This is a genomic window from Paenibacillus alvei DSM 29 (assembly GCF_000293805.1).
Classification (GTDB): domain Bacteria; phylum Bacillota; class Bacilli; order Paenibacillales; family Paenibacillaceae; genus Paenibacillus_B; species Paenibacillus_B alvei.
The window spans coordinates 1-23034 of record NZ_AMBZ01000022.1 but is presented as its reverse complement, the minus strand read 5'-3'; the positions used below and the strand labels follow the sequence as shown (position 1 = coordinate 23034).

At 39.2% G+C, this 23034-nt stretch carries 32 protein-coding genes and 1 pseudogene; all 33 read right to left on the bottom strand.

The genetic code is table 11. The features are described 5' to 3' along the window. Positions 1-70: 70 nt before the first annotated feature. The 33 genes and pseudogenes from PAV_RS30465 to PAV_RS30320 all read right to left on the bottom strand — a co-directional run bounded on the left by PAV_RS30465 (position 71) and on the right by PAV_RS30320 (position 23030). Positions 71-268 (bottom strand): zinc-finger domain-containing protein, encoded by a 198-nt coding sequence (locus tag PAV_RS30465; RefSeq protein WP_005552335.1) that lies wholly within the window; start codon positions 266-268, stop codon positions 71-73. After that, entirely contained in the window at positions 268-1560 is a 1293-nt protein-coding gene (locus tag PAV_RS30460) for an ATP-dependent DNA ligase (RefSeq protein WP_005552334.1), read from the bottom strand. The genes PAV_RS30465 and PAV_RS30460 overlap by 1 nt, the downstream gene beginning before the upstream one ends. 36 nt (positions 1561-1596) lie before the next feature. After that, the gene (locus PAV_RS30455; RefSeq protein WP_040737401.1) at positions 1597-1815 is read right to left on the bottom strand and encodes a hypothetical protein; all 219 of its coding nucleotides are present in this window, start codon (positions 1813-1815) and stop codon (positions 1597-1599) included. A gap of 26 nt (positions 1816-1841) precedes the next feature. Beyond that, positions 1842-2057 (bottom strand): hypothetical protein, encoded by a 216-nt coding sequence (locus PAV_RS34060; protein WP_005552331.1) that lies wholly within the window; start codon positions 2055-2057, stop codon positions 1842-1844. A gap of 4 nt (positions 2058-2061) precedes the next feature. Then, positions 2062-2262, bottom strand: a complete 201-nt coding sequence (locus PAV_RS34055) for a hypothetical protein (protein ID WP_005552329.1) — start codon at positions 2260-2262, stop codon at positions 2062-2064. A 201-nt stretch (positions 2263-2463) separates the two neighbouring features. Continuing rightward, positions 2464-2670 (bottom strand): hypothetical protein, encoded by a 207-nt coding sequence (locus tag PAV_RS30445; protein WP_040737441.1) that lies wholly within the window; start codon positions 2668-2670, stop codon positions 2464-2466. Next, positions 2670-3077 (bottom strand): GatB/YqeY domain-containing protein, encoded by a 408-nt coding sequence (locus tag PAV_RS30440; RefSeq protein ID WP_005552326.1) that lies wholly within the window; start codon positions 3075-3077, stop codon positions 2670-2672. The genes PAV_RS30445 and PAV_RS30440 overlap by 1 nt, the downstream gene beginning before the upstream one ends. 54 nt (positions 3078-3131) lie before the next feature. Beyond that, positions 3132-3431 carry a hypothetical protein gene (locus tag PAV_RS30435; RefSeq protein WP_005552325.1) on the bottom strand — a complete coding sequence of 100 codons (300 nt, stop codon included), beginning with the start codon at positions 3429-3431 and terminating at the stop codon, positions 3132-3134. Positions 3432-3444: 13 nt separating this feature from the next. After that, a complete protein-coding gene (locus tag PAV_RS35080) occupies positions 3445-3603 on the bottom strand; it encodes a hypothetical protein (RefSeq protein ID WP_005552324.1) in 159 nt (52 codons plus the stop codon). 3 nt (positions 3604-3606) lie between these two features. Beyond that, on the bottom strand, positions 3607-4413 hold the full coding sequence (locus tag PAV_RS30430) for a DNA polymerase beta superfamily protein (protein WP_005552323.1): 807 nt from the start codon (positions 4411-4413) through the stop codon (positions 3607-3609). Positions 4414-4445: 32 nt separating this feature from the next. After that, positions 4446-4667: a hypothetical protein gene (locus tag PAV_RS30425; protein ID WP_005552321.1), complete on the bottom strand. Its 222-nt coding sequence runs from the start codon at positions 4665-4667 to the stop codon at positions 4446-4448. A gap of 108 nt (positions 4668-4775) precedes the next feature. Further along, on the bottom strand, positions 4776-5126 hold the full coding sequence (locus tag PAV_RS30420) for a hypothetical protein (RefSeq protein WP_005552319.1): 351 nt from the start codon (positions 5124-5126) through the stop codon (positions 4776-4778). Between the two features lie 43 nt (positions 5127-5169). Further along, complete coding sequence (locus PAV_RS30415; RefSeq protein WP_005552318.1) at positions 5170-5427, bottom strand: hypothetical protein; 258 nt, start codon at positions 5425-5427, stop codon at positions 5170-5172. Then, entirely contained in the window at positions 5428-5970 is a 543-nt protein-coding gene (locus PAV_RS30410; RefSeq protein WP_005552317.1) for an NUDIX domain-containing protein, read from the bottom strand. It abuts the gene before it with no gap. Next, a complete protein-coding gene (locus PAV_RS30405) occupies positions 5967-6536 on the bottom strand; it encodes an adenylyltransferase/cytidyltransferase family protein (protein ID WP_040737396.1) in 570 nt (189 codons plus the stop codon). Before PAV_RS30405 ends, PAV_RS30410 begins: the two co-directional genes overlap by 4 nt. A 2-nt stretch (positions 6537-6538) precedes the next feature. Continuing rightward, a complete protein-coding gene (locus PAV_RS30400) occupies positions 6539-7957 on the bottom strand; it encodes a nicotinamide phosphoribosyltransferase domain-containing protein (protein WP_005552315.1) in 1419 nt (472 codons plus the stop codon). 48 nt (positions 7958-8005) lie between these two features. Next, entirely contained in the window at positions 8006-8344 is a 339-nt protein-coding gene (locus tag PAV_RS30395) for a hypothetical protein (RefSeq protein WP_005552313.1), read from the bottom strand. Positions 8345-8357: 13 nt separating this feature from the next. Further along, positions 8358-9767, bottom strand: a complete 1410-nt coding sequence (locus PAV_RS30390; RefSeq protein ID WP_005552312.1) for a PcfJ domain-containing protein — start codon at positions 9765-9767, stop codon at positions 8358-8360. A 339-nt stretch (positions 9768-10106) separates the two neighbouring features. Further along, positions 10107-10661, bottom strand: coding sequence for a hypothetical protein (locus PAV_RS30385; RefSeq protein WP_005552308.1), 555 nt, complete (start codon positions 10659-10661; stop codon positions 10107-10109). A 27-nt stretch (positions 10662-10688) separates the two neighbouring features. Then, positions 10689-10856: a hypothetical protein gene (locus PAV_RS35075; RefSeq protein WP_005552307.1), complete on the bottom strand. Its 168-nt coding sequence runs from the start codon at positions 10854-10856 to the stop codon at positions 10689-10691. A gap of 206 nt (positions 10857-11062) precedes the next feature. Continuing rightward, complete coding sequence (locus PAV_RS30380; protein ID WP_005552306.1) at positions 11063-11560, bottom strand: nucleoside 2-deoxyribosyltransferase; 498 nt, start codon at positions 11558-11560, stop codon at positions 11063-11065. Positions 11561-11564: 4 nt separating this feature from the next. After that, on the bottom strand, positions 11565-12035 hold the full coding sequence (gene nrdG / locus PAV_RS30375; RefSeq protein ID WP_005552305.1) for an anaerobic ribonucleoside-triphosphate reductase activating protein: 471 nt from the start codon (positions 12033-12035) through the stop codon (positions 11565-11567). Next, positions 12032-13887 (bottom strand): annotated as a pseudogene (locus PAV_RS30370) (anaerobic ribonucleoside triphosphate reductase). The gene nrdG and the pseudogene PAV_RS30370 overlap by 4 nt, the downstream one beginning before the upstream one ends. 60 nt (positions 13888-13947) lie before the next feature. Then, on the bottom strand, positions 13948-14202 hold the full coding sequence (locus PAV_RS30365) for a thioredoxin family protein (RefSeq protein WP_005552303.1): 255 nt from the start codon (positions 14200-14202) through the stop codon (positions 13948-13950). Positions 14203-14219: 17 nt separating this feature from the next. Continuing rightward, a complete protein-coding gene (gene nrdF, locus PAV_RS30360) occupies positions 14220-15227 on the bottom strand; it encodes a class 1b ribonucleoside-diphosphate reductase subunit beta (protein ID WP_005552302.1) in 1008 nt (335 codons plus the stop codon). 64 nt (positions 15228-15291) lie between these two features. Then, a complete protein-coding gene (nrdE, locus tag PAV_RS30355) occupies positions 15292-17388 on the bottom strand; it encodes a class 1b ribonucleoside-diphosphate reductase subunit alpha (RefSeq protein ID WP_005552300.1) in 2097 nt (698 codons plus the stop codon). Next, positions 17366-17740, bottom strand: coding sequence for a class Ib ribonucleoside-diphosphate reductase assembly flavoprotein NrdI (gene nrdI, locus PAV_RS30350; RefSeq protein ID WP_005552299.1), 375 nt, complete (start codon positions 17738-17740; stop codon positions 17366-17368). The genes nrdE and nrdI overlap by 23 nt, the downstream gene beginning before the upstream one ends. Further along, positions 17740-18531 carry a single-stranded-DNA-specific exonuclease RecJ gene (locus PAV_RS30345; protein WP_005552298.1) on the bottom strand — a complete coding sequence of 264 codons (792 nt, stop codon included), beginning with the start codon at positions 18529-18531 and terminating at the stop codon, positions 17740-17742. Before PAV_RS30345 ends, nrdI begins: the two co-directional genes overlap by 1 nt. Next, complete coding sequence (locus PAV_RS30340) at positions 18497-19429, bottom strand: DHH family phosphoesterase (RefSeq protein ID WP_005552297.1); 933 nt, start codon at positions 19427-19429, stop codon at positions 18497-18499. Before PAV_RS30340 ends, PAV_RS30345 begins: the two co-directional genes overlap by 35 nt. 52 nt (positions 19430-19481) lie before the next feature. Beyond that, the gene (locus PAV_RS30335) at positions 19482-19727 is read right to left on the bottom strand and encodes a hypothetical protein (protein ID WP_005552296.1); all 246 of its coding nucleotides are present in this window, start codon (positions 19725-19727) and stop codon (positions 19482-19484) included. Then, on the bottom strand, positions 19706-20362 hold the full coding sequence (locus PAV_RS32930; RefSeq protein WP_051135252.1) for a 3D domain-containing protein: 657 nt from the start codon (positions 20360-20362) through the stop codon (positions 19706-19708). The genes PAV_RS30335 and PAV_RS32930 overlap by 22 nt, the downstream gene beginning before the upstream one ends. Beyond that, positions 20323-21411, bottom strand: coding sequence for a toprim domain-containing protein (locus PAV_RS30325; RefSeq protein ID WP_005552294.1), 1089 nt, complete (start codon positions 21409-21411; stop codon positions 20323-20325). The genes PAV_RS32930 and PAV_RS30325 overlap by 40 nt, the downstream gene beginning before the upstream one ends. 29 nt (positions 21412-21440) lie before the next feature. Next, positions 21441-23030, bottom strand: a complete 1590-nt coding sequence (locus PAV_RS30320; protein ID WP_005552293.1) for a replicative DNA helicase — start codon at positions 23028-23030, stop codon at positions 21441-21443. Positions 23031-23034: the final 4 nt, after the last annotated feature.

Here is a 23034-nt window from a genome sequence, read left to right as displayed (position 1 = left end):
TTTCTTACTTTACTATCTTATCATTGTTGCTATATAAAGTAAATACTTTCTTTAGCATAGGTATGAAGTTTTATAACAGGTTTAACAGCTTATTACCGTATTGCGACAACTCTTGACCAACGGGACAAGCCTTACAAGCATTGCATAAACCAGTAGCATCCTTCAAGTTATTGAAGTGTGCGCGTGTCCTACAGCCGTTACATGCTTCCTCGATGCGGTCAATCTCTCTCAGTAGTTTCAAACGCTCTTTACGTACCTCTGCTTTCATTAGTGCAAACTTACCTCATCTTTATCATCTCTAATCCGCAAATATACAGGGAATCGTAGAGAGATACCGCCATCCTGATTTGTAGATTCCTCGAAGTACTGCACTTCGACGATTTGACCAACGATGGAATCCAACATCTTATTCCAGATGATGTTGCGATCTGCATCAGTGAATCCAGATCCTACTTTGACTTCGTAGCCCTTGTAATCCACAATAAGCGCCCCAAGAGTGCCTGTATATTTACCGCTACCTTCCTCATAACCAACGACTTTCAGATCAACTGAGTGCATTTCCTTGACCTTTAACAGCACATCAGAACGTTTAGTTACGTAGAAACCATTAGCGGTGTTAATCATGAGTCCTTCATGACCTTTAGCAACCACATCTTGCAGGATGATGCTGATTTGCTCTTTGTCTTCGCCAACATAGAGAACAGGCAATTGACGAATAAACTGTGGTCTTGCATAAGTGAATATGTCTTCGATTTCATTACGTCTTGCTTCATACTTCAACTTGGATTTACCTTCCAAAAACTCTTCTAGTGGAAGACCATCAAAGACATTAAACTCCAAGTTTTGTTTTATGCCATCTTTACGAACAACTTTCTGTGTAGCTCGGAACAGCTCATCGCTTGGCAATCCTTTCGGATTTTCAAGCAACAATTCTCCATCGAGAACAAAGTTGTCAGGGAACTTTTTCGCAATCTCTTCTTCGATGTCAATCAGTTCATCAATTGGTTGTCCTTGTCGAGTATAGAACTGAACAACACCATCTTTCTTGATAGCAACACAACGGATGCCATCAAGCTTTAATGTGATGAAGAATCGTCCTTTAAGCTTGTGTCCATGATCTTTGTACGCCTTCGCTAGAAGTACAGCAAAATCAGGGATTGTTCCTTTGTTATAAACTTTATTTATAGTTCCAGCGGTAATTCCGCACTTATATGACTTCGTAATAACTTCTTTCAGGAAGTCACGAACCTCTCCATCATGTTCATTTATAAAGTTTGCAACTGCCTTAACAACTTCATCTGAACCAGTTTTGTTCCAACGTAACCATCTGATAAGATCAAATACATCTGTAAACTCTTCAACAATTTCTTCCTCTGCAATAAAATCATCGAACTTCTGTAGTTTCTTTTTTCCGATACCAGTCAGATCGAATGGGTTATAAAGAAATTTGAGAATAAAACGAAACTCTTCATTATCCTTATTGGCTTTAAGGATGGCTTCTTTACCTGTTCTGCTCGATGTTTCCTTGATTTGCTTGAATACATCAATAATATTCTGCATCCATTTTCCTCCAATACTTTCTTTAGCATTTTTGTTTTATCGAACCAGTTCTACAAGGTCATTAAACACACCAAGAACATCTGTCAAACCATGTGCGTGTCCTTGTTCCCAAGATATGCTGAACAACAGATCAAACTTCGGATTGGCTTGTAATCCATATACTTCCTTCAAGTCATTGCGGAAAGTAAAGATACCCTCATTTGTCTTATACTTGCCTTCATCAATTCGTAGATAAATCGTTGCATATGCGCTCATAAGCAATCCAACTCCCTTTACTTTAATTAATACTCTGGTTCATCTGGTTCTGGTAGGTCGATGCCAAGCATCTTACCTATCTCATATAAAGCCATAGAATATCCTGCATCGTGTCCATCTTCAAATACATCGTTGGAATTACCACGCGATCTTTCTGCTGTAAATCCGCAAACCTCTGGGTCATAACCTCTCTTGATACGTTCAATAACTTGCTCAATATCCGCTTGACTTACTTGACTCATACGATCAACCCTTTCTTTTGAATGGACATTCATCTGGTACAGGTGACTTATCATACCAGTCCAAGTATTCGTAAACGTCTCTTCCAAGCTGTTTGCACTTGATTGCCCGAACATCTTCCCATGAATCAGCAGTCCATACCTTACGAGCTTCTGCATAAGGACACTGGTCACAATTCGTTACTTCAACAGGAACTTGAATACTCATGTTGTATCCCTACTCTCTTCTTTGATTTTTTCGAGATATTCTTTTCTTAGCTTTGATTTTTTACATAGGAATCTGCTTCACTCTTCCGAACGTTCATGCTACAGTTGCATTTAGGACAGTAGATTTCAGAATAGTAACCACTTCCGACTTTAACTATCGTCCATTCATGTTCACAAGGCTTCTTCTTTTTCCAGAACATGCTCACACCTCGTTAGCCATATGTTTCAGCTTCTTTGCGTATTTCTCCAAGCCAATTTTTATATTCACCATCTCTTCGATGATTGCATTATCGGGAGAATAGTAATCATAAGAAACGTTTTCCTTTTTCTCCTTGATGCGCTTATTCAGCCATTTGACACAATCCTTCACGCTCTTGCTTTCAGCGAGATATTGTTCTCTCAATGTCATCATGATTGCAAGAGATTAGTGACGATTTGATTGACAAGCTTGTTGTCAGCCTTTCCTTTAACCAAAGGCATGACCTCTTTCATAACCGATCCTTTATTCGGTGTTCTTCCGACACTATACATGCTTTCAATTGCGTTGATGACAAGATTTCTAATTTCAATCTCGCTCATTTGTTGAGGAAGGAAGGATTCAACGAACTTCTTGCTGACAAGAAGTTCTGCAACCTTCTCATGGTTGTTCACGCTCTTGAATGCATCCATCTCTTCGTCAGTCTGCTTCTTGAATGTTTGAAGCACTTGCATAACTTCTTCCTCAGATAGTTCACGAAGCATTTCCTTCTCTTTCTTCTGAACTCGGTCAATGACCATGCGAACAGTTGTCAGAGTTACCTTATCTTTATTGCGCATAGCTTTCCTTCATTGCATCAGTCAATCGTTGTTTGATTGTCATTGTTTTCGCTCCTATTCGATTACTTCAAAGAAGTAAATTGTATTCATAGTTGTAATAACAAGCGTATCAATCCAAACATCCTCATCGCATTCAATGCCATGTACGATTGATGTACTGAGGATTCGTCCATTAAGAACATTAGGAGATGTAGGCGCAAAAGCCGCGCTATATCCCAATTCTGGTTCATAGCACTCAACGAATGTTTGATTGATAATTTCGTCATAAGAAAAATTCTGTTCTGGTTTTGCTACCTTCGCCGTAACACCATCAGATTCAGTAACCTTAACAAGCAATAACTTACGTTCAGCCATGTTTCCCACTCTCCTAGCAATGAATTAGTTGAATTAGCGTTGCTGGTGTAGGTGGCGTGTTATGATGAAACACCCCAACAACCCCACTATTTTCGTTGTAATATACATCAACCTTGTGTCCAATCTGTCTTACTATGCTTTCCTGCATTTCACGAAGTTGTTGTTCATTCATGTTTTATCGCCCTCTCTGTACTTCCTCAATGATTTTGTTTTTGATAATTTCTTGCGATAACATCAGGAAACGATCTTTGATAGAAAAGTCGATTTTGCTAATATCAACGCTAGAGAGATATTTATCTCTTTCCTTCTTTCCATCTTCTAAAAATACGTCGATTCTTTCTTTAGCAATTTCTAGCGGAATTTTATTAAGCTTAAATTCTATGATGATGCCCTTTGTATGACCGCTAGGACAGAAACATTCTTTCAATGGCTTCTTCTTGTTGAAATATTCATCAATCATCACAAGCAACCTATACGCATGTGATAATTGTTTCCCATCGTATCCATACTTCTCAATCTTATGTGCGATTGATGGATATGGATGACACATTGCTTTCGCCTTCTCGCACATCATTCCATACATTGCCTTCATGAATTGTGGAGACAAAGCTTCCATAAGTTCATCTCTGAGCGAGAGTATTTGATTAAACTCCACTTCAAATTTGGGATTTACGTAATAGTAGTCTGTATACAGAATTTCGATGAACGATGGATTTGCTTTTAGTAGAGTTCCGAAAAACACTCTAATATCCTTCACATCACATTGACCCCACTTCGTATCCACCACAGTAGAAACAGGCTTACTATTTCGAATCAGATTGTCTAACGTTGGAACTATAATAGCTTTCATATCAATGTCAGACTGATATTCCTCTGTATGTAAATCCAATCCGTAGTTTTGAGAGCCATAGATACCTATAAATGCTACAGTATAACCACTAGCTTCAAGTATCTCTGCTTGCTCTTTCAGAATGATTGGCAAGTATTTTTGTTCACTCTATTTCTCCCACCATTCTAAAATAATTTGTGCCACATTGCTTTCAGTGTTCTTTTCCATTTCCCGTTAGGTAATAACTCATACCCATCAATATAAATTTTTCCGTTAATATTAGTGATATTGTTTCCTCTGATATACGAGGGAATTTCTATCTTTTTTCCACTACGGAAAACAACCTTATCATTTGCGTTGATTACGATACCATTTTGATTATGTGCTTGACTGATTACCACTCTCATCAAACCTCTCCTCTAACTCTAAATAGAATCGCAGTTTTATTGAGAAAACCACACCTCTAAAATGTGATTTTCTCAGGTGTTTCAATACCGCATTTTTATAAAATCAGATTAATTCTCCCATAGGCATGAGCATAGGCAATCTCCGCACTCGACTTCTTCGACTTCCTCTACACCGAAAGCCATATACGTTCCACGCTCATCTTCCCCCTGTATATAAACATCGTTGTGTCCAGCCATGATGTTGTACACAAGAACTCCAACAGTAACTTCGTCAACAATCATAAGGCTAATTAGATTGTCGATTCCAAGTTCTTCACGCACTTGATTGCTCAATTCTTTGAGAGCCGCACGATAAACCATTTCATTTTGGCGTTGCAAGAGTTTCAGCGTCAAAATCAAATCTACCAATTCACCATCAATAATTAAGTGTCCTACCTCGTTAGCGTATACCTTTGTCATTTTACATTCCCCATTCGATTAGTTATTTTTTGTATGATTACGATTACTTGCTTTTGAGTCCTAGTACAACTGCTGATGGGATGAATAACACGTAGAAGGAAATCCATCCAACCAATCCAGAAATACTCATCTTCACAATTCCCCACAAGATCGCTAACACACTTAAATCTGCTCCATTGACTGCATTAACGATTTCATGAATAATATCAACTGCTCCACCAACGAAACACACATAAACACCCATGTATAGACCAAGCAGAATACTTGCGACGATACCTACAATACCTAGCACGATTCCCATTTACATTTCTCCTTCTTCATTGACCCAATTATAAAAGCGCAACATCGATGTATGAATCACAGGGTCTTCGTATCCAATTGCGTCACGCTCAGAAACCCATTGGCAGTAAGCATTTGCTTCATTTGCTGTGCCATCGCCTTTTGGTTCCTCGTAAGGAAGGTCTGTCACATCAACAGCAAACAAATACATTTCAGTAGTATTCAGCTTCGATGTTCTAACCTTTCCTAGTGGAATCATTTGAGTTTCATCTGCAATGTATCCAGCCTCTTCAAGCAGTTCACGAACTGCACATTGGCGAGGTGTTTCGCTTTCTTTGTCCATACCGCCTTTAACTGTTCCAAAGACAGGTTTTTCAGCCATTTCGCCACGAAGAAGGAATTGAATATATCCTGATTCGTCCCTGCGGAGTGGAAGAACTGAGATAGCTTTGCCATTAATCAACCATGGCTCACGAATGTAGATGTATGTACCATCTTCATCCGAAGTGCGTTGCATCAGTTCGACCCATTTTGTCTTATATAAAGATTCATGCTTTACTGTCATGGTTTCACCTCGAATAATTTTTGCCTTAGTTCTTCATAAAACACATGAAGCTTTGGATTTGCATATTGCATCCACAAACCTTTTTGATTCCACGCCATGTATCCACGCATTTGGGTTGCGCTGATTGGAATGTATGCCCTGTCGAGTTGAATCTGTGTGATTCCTTCAATATCTTTAGGGTCAAACCAACCATTGCGTTCCTCGTCGTTGCCATAGATCATGCAATCAACCTTTGCGTCTATACCATGGAACTTTCGCCAACCATCAACTTGTCGAAGCAAATATCTTCCCCATTCGTGCGAATGGTCGTTCTCATTGGTGTAATCAGCGACAAAGCCGATATGAATGTTTGGTTTGTCTCCAAACAACTTGTCCATCATGTCAACTCGTTTCTTAATATCAAAAGGGTTTCTCGTCGTTCCACTTTCTTGTGCGGAACCTACTAATACAAGTAGGTTCTCGCACTTTTCTTTCGCGGAATTAATGAGGTGTTCATGTCCAGCGTGTAACATCTGAAACCTTCCGATAACGAATCCAAGGTCGTACTTTCTCTGGCATCTTATCATTTTTACACCCGATTTCTGTATCGTCTTTGGAACTCTCCAATTTCAGCGCGAATCTCATCACTGAGATAAATATTCGCTTGTTCTGTATTCGCCGCTAGCGCACGTTCCTGAGTTTCTTTCCATTCGCTGTCACCATACTCGATCATGAATGGAACATCCATACCATCTGTATAGCTGTAAATCGTGCGGTAAAGATTTGCGGATTCTGGAACATCGTCCTCTTTTCCTACAATCAAATCACCATAGGAGTTTCGATAAAGTCCTACAACATCTGGAATGCTTCTCTTGATAGGATTCTCTGAGAACTTCATGCGACTCTTTCCGTTTGAGAACGCTGTTTTCATTGCCCATCCAAGCAGATCGCGGTTTGAGTAGTTGTAGAATCCTCCACCAACACCGTAAGATACAAAGTTAAGCGGTACACCATGTTGCTCAAAGTATGCATCTGCTTTCTTCACATTCTCGAAATCCATTCCTTCGCCAATGATTGCCGAAACATTCGTGATTGGCAGATAGTGACGCGATATAAATCGGTAAGCAATAACTACTTGCTCCCATGTGTCTCCACTGTCTGGACGAATTACGATGTGAACACCAAGTTCTGCGGCATATTTTGCGAGAGGAATCAGGTACTCATTAAGGAAACGATGTGCATCGTATGTATCAATTACGATTGCAACGACCTTCTCTCCTGCATCTGCTGTTGCCTTGATCGCATGTTTGTAGCCCTCATATTCGTTATCGAACTGTTGTGTCACCTTGTGTGCCAGAGCCGCGATACTCACAATTTTCGCACTCGGAGTATGGACTGCTGTGTGGAAATCATCAGTACCATACAAGAACAAGTTCCACGAAATTCCTGCCCAATACGCATCTTCAAGACTACGATGACCTCGGAATCCGAAGCTGTGAAGACGAAGCATAAAGCTGTCATCATAACCGTATTGGCGTTGCTTCTGTTCAAGATATTTTCGCATACGATATGCTTGTGTTGCGGCAGTTGATGGGAAGTAACCATGCATCCATTCGCCTTCGAACCAAGTTACAAGTTCACCAAAACCTCTGATTGTATTACGAATCTGTGCAAATGGCGTTCCTACAGGACACCATGTTCCTTCTGGAAGCGTTTGGATTTCAATTGGAATCCATCCATCACATTCGTTTACTACTCGTACCCACAATTCACGAGGGAAGATCAATCCCATGCGGTTTGCTTGTGCTTCTGCTTGGTCAATCATCTCGATTGTGATTTGCGTCTTCAAGATATTGTTGGCGATTTCCAACAGTCCGAACAATAACATTGGTTTCGAGCGATTGTACATGTGTGATACTTCCCAATCGGTATTGATCTTCAACCGCTGGTGAGAAAGATTATAAGCATCTGTAAGCATAATTGGGTTACTACGAAGGTCTTTTAGCATTTTATTTCCCCCTATATTATAGTACTTTCTTTAGCATAAGGTCAAGTATTATTTAAACCCTATTTTACGCAAGAACGACTTGAATTTGCTTATTTGCTTGTTGTCAGCATCTTCATCTTGATGATCTTCATCATCGTATTCTTCTTCCTCTTCTTCTTCATACTCATCACACTCTTCCTCGCCATTGTCGTTAGAGTAAGAGTATCCAACAAGTTTGAAGTGCTCTTTCAGCTCATTCTCATCAACACCCAATCCAATGCCTTCATGCTTTAGAATAGTGTACTTCCCCTGCATGTTATTGACACACCATATTTCCCCTACTGCATTGTATGGAAATCCATCGATTGCCTTTGTTTGTTCGTATGATTGACCTTTGATTGCTACCATTCACACATCACCCTTAATATGATTTAATTTCTAATTCGAATTTCTTAGCAAACTTTTCGATAAAGTCTTTTTGTTCCCTCGTAGGAGGATTGTTCATCTTCGCTTTTGCCTGAATAATAGATTTACCTTGTATTTCTATGGTGACAAGCGGCTTTTCAATATCATCGGCATCACGTAAGAATGCAATTACTGATGTTCCTTGTCTCACCTTACCCACATAGCTTCCTACGCAATGACCCAAGACATTTCCTTCACGAACCAATTCTTCTGTCTTCATTGGAGTGAAAATCCTGTAGCCATCCATAGCGTATTTGAATACCGTATTACCCTCGCAGACCTCATCCCATTGCTTTTGTTCTTCTTCATTGAGCTTTACCTTATAGTTTCTTGCAACAATATCATGATATGTTCTTAGAAACTTAGGATATCTGTCAAACCGCTCATACCCCATTTCAGTAGCCATCCTGATATAGTCGCTATATTGAGATAAGGCTGTACTAGAAGAAAGACCTTGGGAAACATCGCACTCGAAGTAGATGTATTTAATTAAGTATTTCTCAGGCAAGTTGTATCTCTTTGCAATTGATAGTGCTGAGTTATAGTACGTATGTTGAGAATATATGTACGATATTTCGCTATAAACAAACTCTCTTATCTTCTCAACCCCATACTCTAGATCAAGAGACTTAATGTAGTTAAGATAGTTTATCAGCCTATTGTCGCCAGCTTCATTATTCCTGTATCCCTGTAACTCATTAACGGAAACACCGAACTTATTTGCGATTTTCCATTGTGTTTTGGACAATCCAAGAATCTCCATTGGTGATTTGCCATCACTGTTTCTGATTAACAAGTTACCATCTACCGGAATCCCTGCTTTATGCAGTAATTCGTAGTAGCTATATTCTGTTATGAGCCTATGAAAGAATCTTCCGAACATTTCTGTTCGCTCCATCCCCATTGCTCCAAGATACCGATATGCTGACTCATACAATCCAGTATTTCCTTTTGTCGAAAGGAATTTAAACACTTCCTTGCGCTTCACACGATCTTGCGGAAAAATACTATCAACGTTTCTTTCACTAAACTTAACATCTTTTGTATTCCGCTTGATCCAATACACCTTGTTTCTAAGGTCATAGTACATTTCTGTTACAATTCCATCTTTGCCAGCGATCCTATTTGTTTCGCTAGGCTCATGAATATAATAGATGTGAAAACCGTAATCCATACGTTCGACCATGTACATCGTTCCAACCAGCTTATCTGTCGGCATATATCGTTCAGTTACATAATCCTCGTACACTTCGTATCCAGAACTCTTTATGCGTTCCTTCAACTTCGATATTATCAGTGTTATACTTTCTTTGGCAACTGACTTAGTTTTAGTTGTGTTTTTCGCCAGAGCTGTTACGCCCAACATCAATCACCTCTGATTTAACTACTTTGTTGTTCCCATCGTAAATGCCATTGGTGTTATTATTGTCCTCCATGGCACATGTAACTGCTAACATTTCGTTCACCTCATTCGTTGTTTTCGTTGTTTGCGTTCGCCTTACATTTACTATAATAATACTTTCTTTAGTATCTGTCAACACTTATCAGCAACCTTTTTATAATACTTTTAAAGAATTTCAAGTAATGTCCCATCATGGACGGTACGTTACCACCATCGTACATAGTGGCAGTTACAGTCAGCCTGTAATATTTTATACTGAATAAACAAAAAATACGGTGAAAGGCGTTTGCCCTTCACCGTATTTTATTCATTGACAACTTGGTTATTTCCACTTACTTTAATTACTCCCAAATCAATCATTTCAGTAAATCTTTTTTCAACTAGAACCATACGATCAGCAGGAAGAATCATATTGTGATTCTTAATCAGCATCTTCTTGCCAATCGTCATCGGTTGAGCAATATTTATGTAACTTTCCTTCAACACACCATTAGCTGGAATATGTACATAGAATGGATGTATGTCATTTAGCAGATAATTTTTATACCAATCTTGCGTTCTATGATGGTCTTTGATTGAAACTATCTTTGCAACCAAAACATCAGAGAAATATGTATCTTGACATTGATCGTCAGACGTTAAAACAACAACCTTTCTTCTCTTTAAATCAGTAATAATTTTTTGCTGTGACTCTTCGGTCTTGTCGGAAATAACATCGGTAAGAATGCCTTCTTTTGGATTGTCATGTTTAGGAATAAAAAATTCAAGTGGTCTGTCCGAAACCCATGGAACCCATGCTTCAAAGATTCCTTGTTTACATATCTCAGACCACTTATCATAATCAGAAAATGCATTCATTTCGCTGACCCCTTATCTAAAGTTGGTTTAATCTTCGTCTCGCATAGCTTGCATAGTTTCATACCGATCTTTTTCGGACATTTCGCTGAATTTAACAGGCTTCTTATTGAGTGCATTAATTATCTTCTTTTTGTCGGTAAATGCGTTAAAATCTATTACAATGTTACCGCCCAATTTTTCGGCTACAGTACTCATTCTACTCAGCCTCCTTGTATTCTTTTTCTCCGTTTTTTTCATAATAAATGCACCCCCAACATACATCATCGGTATAAAGTGCATTTATTATTCAGAAGTAAAGTGTATTTTCATATTCCAGATTCTACATTCAATATAACATGTTGCTTAGGTTTTGACAAGAAAAAATAGTTGACTTTGATTGCTCATTTATGATAAGATTGCACCTATTTTTCGTTGATGTGCTTTACAAAATCTTCAACAAGTGAATTAATAGACGAATACACAGAACCGTTCTTCTTGATTAAGCCTAAAACAAATAGGTTCCGATACATAAATTGATTCTCTGTCCCGTCTTCAACTAATGCTTGAATTTTCATATCATTTGATCTTCCCTCTTGCCTAATATCCGAATAGAGAGTAAAGATAGGCTTGCCTGTCGTCGCAAACATTCCAATCTCAGCGGCTACACCAGAATCAATCTCAACACCATCAATGACAGCGACTAAGAAATCACTAGCCATAAGCGCTTCTGAATCAAGCTGTGCAATCAACACGCTATCAGCATACGTAGACTTATCGTTGATACCTTGTTCCTGCGGAACAAACAAGTCTAAGACTCCTCCCGTTGTCTCAACGTAAGCTGTTCTCAGTGATAATGCAATTTCCTCGTTGACCATTCTATCACCAATCGTAAATAATCCATTTGCTAAATATCCCTTCATCTCATTACCCCCATATGATAATCTTATCTTCAATCAGACTTCGTTGTACGTCTATGATTCTTTGATTTGAACTGCCTTTATAGGCTAAATCTAAATCTCTTTTATCTATTTCAAATTTCCCATCGACAAGAACATCAATATATTTAATTACTTCTAAGTCGCAAACTTGGTCGAAGCTGTATCCAGTAAAACACCAGATACTTTTCTCAGCATCTTTAATTTTTCTTGCTAACTCAGCAAGTTCTCTGCTGGATTGCATAAATGGATCTCCACCACTAAAAGTGACGTTACTCATTGGGTTGCTCATTACATTATTAAATATCTCATCAACACTCATCTCTGTGCCGTTCATCATGTTCCAAGATTGCGGATTGTGACAACCAGGGCAACGATGAGGACAGCCAGCAAAGAATATGACTGCCCTTAAACCATCACCATCAACGATGCTGTCATGGATGATGTTCATTACTTTCATGAGTGTTTCACCCGATCTCGTTCCTCTGCTTGCTTGGCAGTATTCCACTTACCCATACTGCCAACAAGGTATCCAGTTATTCTACGAATACGCTCTATTCTGTGTTCATCTTCGTTTCCACACTTAGGACACTCGTTGTTAATAATGCCCTTGTGATTGCATTCCAAGCATCTATCTACAGGGTGGTTGATAGAACCATAACCAATTCCACTTTCTTTCATGGTTCGCACTATTGCATCAAGAGCGTCAATATTCTTCGATGCATCACCATCAAGTTCAATGTAGGTAATATGCCCTGCATTGGTCAGCTCATGGAATGGAGCTTCCTTTTTATTTTGTCGAATGCTTTGATCTTATAGTAAACTGGAACATGAAATCCATTCGTGAAGTACTCTCTATCTGTTACCCCTCTGATTTCACCATGCTTCTTTTTCGTTTGACGCAAAGCCTTACCAGCGAAAGATTCTGCTGGTGTAGCAAGTGTCGTGTAATTCATGTTATGTTTCATCGTAGCCACATCAGTTTTGTCTCTAATGAATCTAATAATATCGAATCCAAGGCTCCATGCTGTTTCATCTTCGCCATGGTGTTTTCCAATTAAAGCCACAAGCGCTTCTGCCAATCCAACAAAGCCAACAGATAATGTTCCTTGCTTCAATATTTCTGCCAGATGATCGTTAATATCAAGATCTTCTCCATTCGCCCAAAGTCCTTGACCATAAAGGAATTTGAAATTGGCAACAGTCTTTTGTGCTTGATACAGGTATCGGTCATAAAGCTGTCTAATTGAGATATCAACATACTTGTCCAGCTTACGGAAAAAGTCTGATACATCCTCTGATTCAATTGCCAACAGTGGAAGGTTAATCGTAGTGAACGACAAGTTTCCTCTGCCAATAGGTGTTTCTTTGCCATGAACATTGCTGATTGTTCTCGTTCTACAGCCCATAGTTGCAATTTCGCTCTCAGGTGTTCCATCATAGTATTTCAGATTAAATGGAGCATCGATGAACACATAGTTCGGGAAAAGCCGCTTAGATGTCGTCTCTAGTGACAGACGATATAAATCATGGTTTGGGTCATCAGGATTGTAGTTGATTCCTTCTTTGATCTTGAACACAATGATAGGAAAGATAGGTGTTTCACCATCTCCTAATCCAGCCTGAGTAGCCAGTAGAAGATTCTTTGTAATCATACGACCTTCAATTGAAGTGTCTGTTCCCAAGTTAATGGAGACGAATGGAGTTTGGGAACCGCCACGACTATGCATAGAATTACTATTGTGAATAAATGCTTCACATGCTTGGTATACTGCTCTTTCGGTCTTCTTCCATGCTCTATCCTCTGCTTTTTCTTCCCATTCAATAACTCCATCCTCTTGCATCTCTGCTGAGACTTCCGAATAGAAATTGTTGAATGTCTTTTTCACATATGGAGCCAGATCATAATCGAACATTGGTATTGATTGACCACCATGCTGTTGGTTCTGGTTCGCTTGTAAAATGATAGAAGTTAAGCCCATTGCACTCATAATATTGTTTGGCTCACGCATATGACCATGACCAGTATTAAATCCACCCTTTAGTAGCTTTGCTAGAGGTATTTGACAACAAGTTGTTGTTCCAGTTGCGTAAAAATCAAGATCATGAATGTGTATGTATCCACCAAGATAAGCTTCTTTCGCTTCGTCTGACAATAAGTTTTCAACCGCAAAATACTTTGAACTGGTAGATGCAAAAAGCGATTGCATCCCCATAGGACTCATGCCATCAGTATTCGCATTCTCCTGAATCAAATCTTTATTGCTACTGTATACGATCTCCCCAAATTGCTCCATCAAGCTGTGTGACATATTTCACACTCTCCCTCCAAAAAAATATTGTGGCTACGTTTCCATAGCCACATCGTCTATTTAGTTCTTCTTTGCGAACAATGCTTTGATTGCTTCTTGATTCGTGCCAGATACGCGATCAACAACATTACCTTCATCATCAAACAACATCAATGTTGGTGTACTCTGAACACCATGACTTACTGCAAATTCATAAGCTTTATCGTCAATAGCGATATCCAATGCCTCATCTACTTGTAGTCCAAGATGGCTCAACAGACCATCCACCATACGACATTGAACACAAGCTGGTTGTACAAACTTAACGATCTTCATTAAAAATCATCCTCCAATTAAATAATAGATTTTCCAAGCATAGTTTCGAGTTTTGCAAAGTCGTTATCTCCGATAGGAACCAAATTGATCGAACGAACATAACCATTACCCTTAGTGCTAAAGAAGTCATGGTTCTTTGTCTCTGTATCGATGCCATTCAGAATGATTGGATTAACAGATACATTCTCGAAGTAAGGTGCAATGCCAAGATTAGCTAGAGCCTTGTTCGCGTTATATTTAACGAACTCAACAACCTCATCAACTAATCCAACTTGCTCATATACCTCTTTGGTGAACTCGACTTCATTATTGAACAATTCAATAAGCAGTTCACGAACGTCTGCATCCACTTCTGCTTTTTCTTCTGGTGTTAATTCATTGAAAACATTCTGTGCTTCAAGACCAACAAGCACACCATGAATGGATTCGTCACGAATAATAGCCCAAATGATTTCAGCGGAATGAATCATTTTTTGTTGCCCTACAGCCAGATAAAGCGGATAGAAGAATCCAGAATAGAATAGGAACGATTCAAGCAATACAGAAGCGACCATAGCCATATACAAATCCTTTTTGCTTGGCTCCATATTAAACAGTTTGTGATATCTGTCGACGATAATTTCAGCGATACGTTGCAGATATTGATTGTCTTCCTGCCATGCGAACAGCTCTCTTTCTTCGTTCTTATCAGTGATAAGAGACTGGAAGATGTTCGAGTAAGACTTGGCATGTACAGCTTCCATCATCTGCATAAATGAGAATACGGAAGCAATGTGCTGATTCTTTGTATGAAGTACCAACAATGGCATACCCTGACCGAACTGTTCGGTATCGAGATGTGTAAGCTTAATCAAAGCTTTCTTATATGCATCTTTCTGTTGCTTAGACAACAAGTCCCATGTCGCCTTATCATTGTTTGGATGGTACTCTTCTGGTAGCCAGAACTGTTGAACGTTCTGATTCCAAAATCTAAGCCCCACACTATCCTTTGTCAATTCGTTCCAGTTTACAGCCTTTCTTGCCATTCTATTACCTCCTAATTGATATTAGAGAAAGTTTAACTTTCCTATACTTTCTTTGGCATATTGATTAAACAGCGCAGGACTCGCATTCATCAATCTTTAATGTCTTGGTTCGAGTGTAGTACAACGATTTTAGACCCTTCGCCCATGCGTATGCATACATACTTGCCAGTTCGTTAGACGGTGTGTTGCTCGTTACGTACAGGATAGTAGAAATTCCTTGGTCTACGTGCTCCTGCATGACAGCTATCAGGTCAATCATCTTGTACATGTCAGTCTCATATGCAGACTTATAGTAGAAATAAGTATCCATAGACAGGAATGGCATTGGGTAGTATGTATTTGATTTCCCATACATACGAGACTCAATCACATTTACAATTGGTGAAATACTTGGTGTTGCATTTTGCACATAAGAAATAGATTGAGTTGGAGCAATAGCCAATCGGTAGCTGTGATACATACCATTCTTCATTACTGCATTCATAAGACCTTTCCAGTCTTCTCTCGTAGGAATATGCATTCCTTCAAACAGTTTCGCGATCTTCTCAAATTTAGGAAGGTAATCTTTCTCGATGTACCTCTTAAAGTAAGAACCATCGGCATAATCGGACTTCTCGAAGTCTTGGAATGTCTTCCCTTCTTCGAGTGCAATCTGCATCGACCGCTCGATTGTGTAGTAGTTGACCATCATGAAAAATACGTTTACGAAGTCTTTTGCTTCATCAGATTCATAGTCAATCTGATTTTTCGCAAAGAATCCATGAAGGTTCATTGCACCGAATCCAACACTATTCATCGTGTCGTTAGCCAGAGCAACCGAAGGAACCTGAGAAATATTAGTCAACTTCGCTACAGTCGTTAGACCATCCATTGCTGAATACGAAGTTTCCTTGATTCGATTTGTTTTCATCATATTTACGATATTACCAGATGAAAGATTGCAAGAAATATCACGCTTATATTCGTTCAATCTGTTGGAGTCATTCGGATCGTCAATATATGACACTTCCTGCAATTGCATGATTTCCGTACAGAGATTCGATTGCTTAATGGAGCCAATGTGTCTCAAAGCATGAACCTTGTTTGCATTGTCAACATACATGATGTAAGGATATCCAGATTCCATTTGCAGTTCTGCAATCAAGTCCAGCATCTTACGTGCGTTAATCTTTCTCTTCTTGACTGTGTTAGAAGCAACAAGCTTGTCATACCACTTATTCATATCCATATCGTCCAGATGGATTCCGAATGTCTTGTAGACTGTGTACGGAGCAAATACATAATAGTCTTCGCCCTTCCAAGCCTTCTTCATGAATACGTCTGGAACAATAACGCCAATCGAAAGGGATTGAAGACGTGCTTTCTCATCGGCATTGATCTTCTTCGTTGAAAGAAACTCTTCAATATCCCATCCCATGATGTGATAATACCCTGCCCCTGCACCCTTGCGTTGTCCTAATTGGTCAACATATGAGAAAATATCTTCCCAAATCTTCAATACTGGAACAATACCAGAAGCGCAATTATCTATGCCTTTAATTTCTTCGTTACGACCGCGCAAGCGAGTGAAGTTTGTAGCTACACCGCCACCGATCTTAGACAATTGCATAGAAGAATTAGCGTTGTATGCGATAGAATTAAGTGAATCATCGAGTGACAGCAAGAAGCAACTAACCAGCTCTCCTGCACGTACAAGTCCTGCATTCTTGAATGTTGGTGTTGCTGGTTGTAGATTCTGCAACATCATATCGTGACAGATTCGTTTAGCCTTCTTGAAGTCACCGTTACCCAAGAACAGAGCCACAATCGCTACACGATCTTCATAACTCTCTAACCAGTTAAGACCATTGTCACTTTTCAGAGCATAATCTTGATAGAATTTACTTACTGCCATAAAGGATTGGAACTCGAAGTTGAAGCTATAGCAGAAATCATGAATCTCTTCGATTTGCTCATAGCTATACATTTCGTAGAAATCGATGTAGTAGCTGTTATGGATAAGGAACTCCATGCGTTCTTTCAGTGATGCGAATTTTACAGACTTGCTTTCCACCTCTTTAAGAAACTCTTCGACTGCAATCTTGTCAAGAAGCAATGCTTCAAAGTCAAAGTTCTCCTTAAATTGGTTTGCCATCTTATTATTTAGCTCGATATACTTCATTTAATTTATGCACCCTTTCCTTGAAATTCTCTGTGTCTGTATCGTCTCCTTGTAACTCGAATTTGAGAAGGATGGGAACATTGTACAGGTAAGAAATTTTATTCGCGGCTCTTGCAAAATTCTCTTTCCAATTCCGATTCCCGCTGGCACAGACAGCTACAAGATTCTTCTTGTTGTGTCTGAGAAATTCCGATACTTCCGCTGGAACTTCACCAAATCCAGTTGTATAAGTAATCAGCACGAAAGGCTCATCGACGATACCAATGGTATCGTCGATTTTGATAGCTTTCATATTAAGGCGATCTACAAAACGCTGAACTTGCCCTGTCTTAGACGCATAAACGATAAGCATTAATCAGCGATACGATAGTCTTCGAGGAAGACTTGTTTCGTTGTAATCCACCGCTTATGACCACCATGATAGAATCGATTTAAGTTAAGACTTCCGATTGCGTCAATCTCGGTTGCGAAATTACCATAGAAGTGAGCTTCAATATCCTCTGCGTAGGTATCCTGTGTGCGGAATTTCATCAGAGCAAATCCATCTTCACATGGGATCTTAACTGTATCGTTGTTACTTCCCATGACAGCTCGTACATACTTGCCAAGCTTCTTTGTTTCCTCTTCTTCTACAATCAAGCCTTTTACTAAGAATTTTGGCTCTTTGAATCCCTGTCCAACAATCTTAGAAAACTTCTCCACCTGTTTAATGTCCATCTCTTCAATGTCACTAGCTTCCAATTCCAAGTCATATACGATACTCTTCTGGAGGTCTGTACTATCTAAAGTGTCATTGAAGTAGGAAATTATCGCTTGTAGGTTTTCAACAGTAAATCCTACACCAAATGCTCCTTCGTGCCCCTGAGTAAGCTTAAATAATTCTGTACTTTCGCACATAGATTTCAACGGAAGTACTCCAACACTTCTCGCACTACCTTTATATTCAATAACATTTCCTTCATCATCCTTAAACTCCGCTAAGACAAGAACAGGTTTGCTAAAGCGTTCAACAAACTCAGTTGCAATCAATCCACGAAAGCCAGAGTCAATATTGTTGTCAACATAGATAATGATATTGTTAGAATCGTCTATACTTTCTATGGCATTTTCAACATATTTTTTGATTTGCCTTTCGTTCTTCATTCATTGAAATCATCTCTTTGACCAGTTCTTTCACACGAACTTCGTCGTCGCACGTAACCAGCTCAAGAGCTAACTCAATTTTATCGAAACGAGAACATGCACCGATGATTGGAGCAATCTTAAAACTTATATTCGTCGAATTAATCCCCTCACTAAAGTCGATTTTACTTTGCTTTAAAATCTCTTTAATGCCAAGATTGTTAATATTATTGATTCCGTTATAGATAAGATATCGATTCTCCATATTTCTAACATCCATCATGTCCGCAACGATTCCGATTGCAGATAGATCGCGGAAGTCATCAGCTAGCTCAATGCTTAGATATTCATCAATAACCTGACACACCTTATAGCACATCGCGCTACCAGACAAATGTTTGTTTGGATAGTCGCCCAACTGACAGTTGACAATTGTAGCATATGGATTCTCTCTATCGACCTCATGATGGTCAATGATTACTATTGGCAGACCCTTATCATGAAGCTCCTTGCAAGCTTCAACAGAGTTTGATGATGAGTCAACAATGATAACCAAGTCAACATCATCTTCAATTTTGTCGAGAACCGTTTCCAGACCATGACCTTGACTGCGCTGTGCATGAATGTAGACAACGTTTTGAGTTAGTTCGCGAAGATAATTGTACATAATCCCTGTAGAGCAAACGCCATCGGTATCAATGTCTGCAACAATGCAAATTTTCATCTGCTTGTGAATAGCTTTAAGGATCATCTCGACTGCCGTATCCATATTCAAGAGACTATAAGGACTGTTCACAAAACTTGAAGGAGGATTCATCCACTCTTCGAGATTCTTGATCCCTCTAACCATCGCCAACTTCTCAATCAATAACAAATCATCTTTGACCTTGATTTTGTTTCTCTTAGTCCAATTTGCCATTCAATCAACTCCATTATTATAGTACTTTCTATGGCATGTGTAAAGGAGAGAATTATGAGATTACTCCCATAATATTTACCTCTTTATCTGAACGAGATGTTACTCGTACCTTTCCGCTATCCAGCATATCTTTTAAGACGGATTCTGTGAACTTATACTCCACACCATTGATTGTATACGTCTCATTGAAAATAGGATGAATGCACATTACTTCTCCATCTTTAAAGCATCTTTTTAGAAAAGCAACTACTGTCTCTGCCTGACTTGGTTCATTTTCTACTTTCTTTTTCCTTGCCATCCTTCTCTCACAACCTTTAACTTAATTTTCTTAACACCATATTTATATGACTCTTTCTCGCTACCGACAAGCAGATCAAGCTTGTTTCCCTTGATCGCACCGCCAGTATCAATAGCGATTGCTTCAAATGTGCTATCTCCATCATTGATTCTAACAATTGATCCAAGTGGGATTTTCTTCGGGTCAACGGATAGAACTTTATATCCATCGTATTCTGTAGCATCACCAACATCGATTCCTGACGCTGTGACACCACTACATCCATTACAGTCCATACCATAGTAGGTAAGTCTATAAGTTTCCCAATCTCCATCGTCTGGATCAACTTTCTTTGACTTTGGAGCTTCTTTCTTCTTCTCTTTTATGACTGGTTTAACTAAAGGGTTTTCGACTGTCTTTGCCTCTGCCGCAATAACTACTTCTTCTCTCTTCCTCTCTTCTTCAACCTTCTTCTTCATATCTTCCAGAGCCTTATCCATCAAAGGATTATAATACATTACTGACTGTGGCTCAACATTTTTTGCCTTTGCTTCATGACCATGACTACTTCCAGTAGTAGCAAGAGTCGCTAACAGAATGGCAAGTGCAGGAATCGTCACAAGACGCTTCGGCACTCGCTTATTAGTTTTTTCCACGTTACCTTCCCCTTATCGACAGGCGCGTCCTTCTCACCGAGAAGTCCGAGGGTGTCTTTAATCCAGAAGCATTTTCGTGTTCTTATCTGCTTCGCTTGCTTTCTTACATGCTCTTCATCCATATCATTGTCGAATGCAAAGGTTATAAAAACACCAAGCATTATGAGCATGTGTGCCTGTACTGGACTCAATTCAGAGCCACAAATTGCTACGCAATTCTTGAAACCATATTGATATGCTTTCATGCAGGACTTTTCGGATTCAAAGACAATTACTTCACCTGATTCTTTGATATATTGTAGTGCTCTATGATAGTTGAATAGTTCAATACTCTTATCGAAACTGTACAGGTATAAATACTTAATCTCGTCAAGAACCCATTCGTCTGTACCAACGTATCGACCTTTAATTGAAACCAACTCTCCTTGCGAGTTGTATATTGGAAATACAACCCTCATAGTTGTTTCATCGAACATTACCTCGAATAACCGCTGTGTCTTGACGCTGATTCCATCCTCGATGAAGTGTTCGTGCGGAGTCGCACGATACCAACTGAAAACAGAATTTTTGTCCAACACTTGGTTTTCTTTATCTCGCATTACTTTAAGCCTTTTTCTCTTCTTCCTATCTTTTTGAGTTGGTCTTAGGAATGCTAGATAATCTTTCTTCTCAACAATCTCTTCGAAGTCGTCTCCTTGCTCGTGAGTGATATACTCATGCCACCCGAACAAATTACAAATAAAAGCCTTACATTGAAATAAAAAATCATAAAGCTCATCTTGTGATTCTACTCCATAAAGAATGTAACCAACCAAAATAAAAATATCTCCACTAACTCCTGTATTATAAACATGAGAGCCTAAAGAGGGTGTGTTTTTCACTTGCACAGCTCTCTTATTACTTTTCATAAATCTAACTGGCAACATAGCTTCATATCTTACGTTCCCTATTGGTTTGACATATTCACATTCTAGCGCTTCAAGAATCTGCTCTATCAAACCTTCTTCATATATTCTTTCTTTGATTATCGGCAAGTCGTTTACGTTCACTATTTCATCACCATACTTTTTTCAGCATTTTACATGAAGTCATCACGCTTAACATTCTTACACCAACCTACTTCCTTCCATCTGTTGCTGTTGAAATCAACTTCCAACACTAAAACATCAAGACCAGTAAGGTTGGTCATGCCACGCCGATTTTTACTGGTGAATAGCAAGTAATACACCTTGCCTTGCTTCAATGTAACCTTCTGTTTCATGAGCGTTGTTCCATCATCCGTTATGAACGATACATCATCATCAACACCTTCGTCCTGATTGAACATATCCTCACTCTTACGAATCCAGTTGATGACTTCAAGTTCATGCGCTCCACCTTCATATTCTTGTGGATGCACTGGACGTAAATGCCATACAAGGTCTGCAACGTTCTTAATTTTCTTTCCATCGGCAAGACATTGTTCATTAAGCCAGTACTTTCCTACGTAGTTGTCTGCTTGCTGAACTGTTGCGAACATTGCAAGGTTTAGACCACCACCATCCTTGCGTGCTAACTTATACAATCTGTCAAAGTCCTCTACGAATTGTTGCCAACGTTCTTTGCGTCCACCCTCAGAAGGCTTTGCTGTATCAACAATCCAACGATGATATCCACGACGAGCGAACTTTTTAACAACCTTCTCGACGTTATCCATCGTATATTCTTCTAGTGGGATCAACTTAATCAAACTGTTATTGTCACCGATTTTCTCGCCAACCCATTTAACAGCAAGTTCAAGTTTCATCTTCTCTTCCGATGTAAAGTTACCTTTATTGATAGATTTTCGATTAAATCGAACCCTATCGCCAAAGTAATCCTTAAACGTCTCGTACATTTCTGTGCCCATGATGGTAATAAGCAACATCTTCTGATACTGCTCTAAGTCCATCTCGTTTGCAATGATTGCAAGCTTTTCGCCTTCTTGGATGCAAGACATAATCAGCTTCTCCATGACGAATGACGACTTACCATTACCAGAGAAGGCTCCGATAATGGATAATGTACCTGTTGCCCAACCATTTATAATGTCAGTAAGCTTTCGACCCTTATAAAATGGCATACCCAAGTCAGGACTTATGTCCAACTTGTTGATGAAATCTTCAAGGTTAGCCAATAGATTATAGGCTACGATGCTCGTCTCATTGTGTTGAATATCGATATTATTTATCTTGTCATTCCAGTACATCGAAATTTCATTTCGAGATAGCTTCCTGTAATCATAGTTGTCTCTTTGTTCGATAACCTTATCTCCAAAAAGTTTGTAGTACTCTCGAAGTAATGCGTACTTCTTCACTTCATCGTAGTAACCTTCGAAGTTTTCAGACGACTCCTTCGTTTCCTCCATCAACTCTTCGATTATGGCGTAGCCGCCGTACTTTTCATATTTCTCATTCAACTTCAATTCTGTGACTGCCTGTTGGACTGTGATATCATCAAAAACCGTATAGTTATCTCTGTAAAGCTTCCTTGCGATACCCATATAAAAAGCCCATATCACAGACCCGAAAGTCTTCTTGTTAAGCTTCTCTTCGTTGTAAATATCGAACATATCAGGATTGTTCCAGAGGATACCCACCAACATGGCTTCCTTGTTGTAACTCTCCACAGACAATTGCTTAATACTCAAAACA

Bases quoted from the DNA above. Each gene is read 5' to 3' on its own strand.
- PAV_RS30440 (WP_005552326.1), bottom strand. From the start codon at position 3,077: ATGCGCAATAAAGATAAGGTAACTCTGACAACTGTTCGCATGGTCATT.
- PAV_RS30340 (WP_005552297.1), bottom strand. From the start codon at position 19,429: ATGGCAAATTGGACTAAGAGAAACAAAATCAAGGTCAAAGATGATTTG.
- PAV_RS30335 (WP_005552296.1), bottom strand. From the start codon at position 19,727: ATGGCAAGGAAAAAGAAAGTAGAAAATGAACCAAGTCAGGCAGAGACA.
- PAV_RS30385 (WP_005552308.1), bottom strand. From the start codon at position 10,661: ATGAATGCATTTTCTGATTATGATAAGTGGTCTGAGATATGTAAACAA.
- PAV_RS34055 (WP_005552329.1), bottom strand. From the start codon at position 2,262: ATGAGTATTCAAGTTCCTGTTGAAGTAACGAATTGTGACCAGTGTCCT.
- PAV_RS30390 (WP_005552312.1), bottom strand. From the start codon at position 9,767: ATGTTGGGCGTAACAGCTCTGGCGAAAAACACAACTAAAACTAAGTCA.
- PAV_RS30445 (WP_040737441.1), bottom strand. From the start codon at position 2,670: ATGACATTGAGAGAACAATATCTCGCTGAAAGCAAGAGCGTGAAGGAT.
- nrdG (WP_005552305.1), bottom strand. From the start codon at position 12,035: ATGAAAGTAATGAACATCATCCATGACAGCATCGTTGATGGTGATGGT.
- PAV_RS30435 (WP_005552325.1), bottom strand. From the start codon at position 3,431: ATGGCTGAACGTAAGTTATTGCTTGTTAAGGTTACTGAATCTGATGGT.
- PAV_RS30425 (WP_005552321.1), bottom strand. From the start codon at position 4,667: ATGAGAGTGGTAATCAGTCAAGCACATAATCAAAATGGTATCGTAATC.
- PAV_RS30345 (WP_005552298.1), bottom strand. From the start codon at position 18,531: ATGAAGAACGAAAGGCAAATCAAAAAATATGTTGAAAATGCCATAGAA.
- PAV_RS30465 (WP_005552335.1), bottom strand. From the start codon at position 268: ATGAAAGCAGAGGTACGTAAAGAGCGTTTGAAACTACTGAGAGAGATT.
- PAV_RS30455 (WP_040737401.1), bottom strand. From the start codon at position 1,815: ATGAGCGCATATGCAACGATTTATCTACGAATTGATGAAGGCAAGTAT.
- PAV_RS30410 (WP_005552317.1), bottom strand. From the start codon at position 5,970: ATGACAGTAAAGCATGAATCTTTATATAAGACAAAATGGGTCGAACTG.
- PAV_RS30415 (WP_005552318.1), bottom strand. From the start codon at position 5,427: ATGGGAATCGTGCTAGGTATTGTAGGTATCGTCGCAAGTATTCTGCTT.
- nrdF (WP_005552302.1), bottom strand. From the start codon at position 15,227: ATGGCAAGAAAGGCTGTAAACTGGAACGAATTGACAAAGGATAGTGTG.
- PAV_RS35075 (WP_005552307.1), bottom strand. From the start codon at position 10,856: ATGAGTACTGTAGCCGAAAAATTGGGCGGTAACATTGTAATAGATTTT.
- nrdE (WP_005552300.1), bottom strand. From the start codon at position 17,388: ATGAAGTATATCGAGCTAAATAATAAGATGGCAAACCAATTTAAGGAG.
- PAV_RS35080 (WP_005552324.1), bottom strand. From the start codon at position 3,603: ATGAATGAACAACAACTTCGTGAAATGCAGGAAAGCATAGTAAGACAG.
- PAV_RS30460 (WP_005552334.1), bottom strand. From the start codon at position 1,560: ATGCAGAATATTATTGATGTATTCAAGCAAATCAAGGAAACATCGAGC.
- PAV_RS30395 (WP_005552313.1), bottom strand. From the start codon at position 8,344: ATGGTAGCAATCAAAGGTCAATCATACGAACAAACAAAGGCAATCGAT.
- PAV_RS30405 (WP_040737396.1), bottom strand. From the start codon at position 6,536: ATGATAAGATGCCAGAGAAAGTACGACCTTGGATTCGTTATCGGAAGG.
- PAV_RS30420 (WP_005552319.1), bottom strand. From the start codon at position 5,126: ATGACAAAGGTATACGCTAACGAGGTAGGACACTTAATTATTGATGGT.
- nrdI (WP_005552299.1), bottom strand. From the start codon at position 17,740: ATGCTTATCGTTTATGCGTCTAAGACAGGGCAAGTTCAGCGTTTTGTA.
- PAV_RS34060 (WP_005552331.1), bottom strand. From the start codon at position 2,057: ATGAGTCAAGTAAGTCAAGCGGATATTGAGCAAGTTATTGAACGTATC.
- PAV_RS30365 (WP_005552303.1), bottom strand. From the start codon at position 14,202: ATGAAGATCGTTAAGTTTGTACAACCAGCTTGTGTTCAATGTCGTATG.
- PAV_RS30380 (WP_005552306.1), bottom strand. From the start codon at position 11,560: ATGAAGGGATATTTAGCAAATGGATTATTTACGATTGGTGATAGAATG.
- PAV_RS30400 (WP_005552315.1), bottom strand. From the start codon at position 7,957: ATGCTAAAAGACCTTCGTAGTAACCCAATTATGCTTACAGATGCTTAT.